Genomic DNA, 1,671 nt, shown 5'->3' with positions numbered 1-1,671 from the left:
CGCATGTCTTCGCCGCGCCGCGCACGCCCGTGGAGCAGCTCATCGCGGACCAGTGGGCGGAGCTGCTGAAGGTGGAGCGTGTCGGACTGTCCGACAACTTCTTCGACCTCGGCGGCCACTCGCTCATTGGCACCCAGGTGGTCTCACGGCTCCGCGAGCTGTTCGGCGTGGAGCTGCCGCTCCAGCAGATCTTCGATGCGCCCACGGTCGCGCTGCTCGCGGCCCGGGTAGAAGGGCTCCGAGCACAAGGCGAAGGCGCGTCGGCGATGCCGCCTGTGTCGTCCGTAAGCCGCGAGGGCGAGCTGCCGCTGTCATTCGCGCAGCAGCGCTTGTGGTTCCTGGATCGGCTGGAGCCAGGCAGCCCGCTCTACAACGTGCCCGCGGCGGTCCGGCTGTCGGGCGCGCTCGACGTCGGCGTACTGGGGCGGTGCTTCGAGGAGATCCTCCGCCGCCATGAAGTCCTGCGCACCACGTTCCCCGTGTCGCGGCAGACGCTCGTGCAGGAGATCCACGCCGAAGGACGCCTTCCCCTGGACGTGCGCGAACTGACCGCGCTGGACGAGTCCAGGCGTCACGCGGAAGTGCTGCGGCTGGCGGAGGAAGAGGCCCGGAAGCCGTTCGACCTTTCGCGGGGCCCCCTGGTCCGCGCGGTGTTGTTGAAGCTCGGCGGGACGGAGCACGTGTTGCTGCTGACGATGCATCACATCGTCTCCGACGCGTGGTCCACGGGGATCCTGCTGCGGGAACTCGGGGAGCTCTATCCGGCGTACCTCGCGGGCGAGCAGCCGTCGTTGCCGGAGCTGGCGGTGCAGTACGCGGACTATGCGGCGTGGCAGCGGAACTGGCTGAACGAGGAGCGCCTGGCGTCAGAGCTGGGCTGGTGGAAGACACGGCTTGATGGAGCACCGGCGCTGCTGGAGTTGCCCGCCGACCATCCGCGTCCGGCGGTGCAGACCCACCGGGGCACGCATCGGGTGCAGCGCATGCCCCTGGAGCTCCAGGAGGGAGTCCGGCGGCTGGCCCGGAGCGAGGGCGTCACGCCGTTCATGGTGCTGCTGGCGGCCTTCAACGCCTTGCTGTCCCACGTGGCGGGCCGTGAAGACATCGTGGTCGGCACGGACGTCGCCGGGCGCGATCACCGCGAGGTGGAGGGGCTCATCGGCTTCTTCATCAACCAGCTCGTGCTTCGCACGCGGGTGGAGAAGGGAGCGAGCTTCCGGGATCTGCTCGGCAGGGTGCGTGAGACGACGCTCTCAGGCTATGCGCACCAGCACGTGCCCTTCGAGAAGCTGGTGGAGGCGATCAACCCGGAGCGCAGCCTGGGCCACGCACCGCTCTTCCAGGTGAAGCTGTTGCTCCAGAACGCGCCGGTGCCGGAGCTGCGGCTGCCGGGACTGAGCCTGCGGGGCGTCGACTTCGAGACCGGCACCGCGAAGCTGGATCTCATCGTCTCCTTCACGGAGGGAGCGGAAGGGCTGACGGGGCTGTGGGAGTACAGCACGGACCTGTACGAGGAGCGGACGGTCCGGCGGTGGATGGAGGGCTTCGAGCGCGTGGTGCGAGCGCTGGTGGAGAAGCCGGAGCAGCGGGTGGGGGAAGTGGAGTGGATGGGGACGGAGGAGCGGCGGCGGGTGGTGGAGGAGTGGAACCGGACGGGCAAGGCGTACGGCC

The 1,671-nt window shown here is 69.4% G+C and carries 1 protein-coding gene; it reads left to right on the top strand.

The genetic code is table 11. The annotated features are described in order from the left end of the window. A partial coding sequence (locus D7X32_RS44315) for a condensation domain-containing protein (protein ID WP_244239524.1) occupies positions 1 to 1,671 on the top strand: 1,671 nt, incomplete at both ends.

The organism is Corallococcus carmarthensis, from assembly GCF_003611695.1.
GTDB classification, from domain to species: domain Bacteria; phylum Myxococcota; class Myxococcia; order Myxococcales; family Myxococcaceae; genus Corallococcus; species Corallococcus carmarthensis.
Note: the sequence above shows the minus strand (reverse complement) of the source record. Positions and strands in the feature narration are given on the sequence as shown.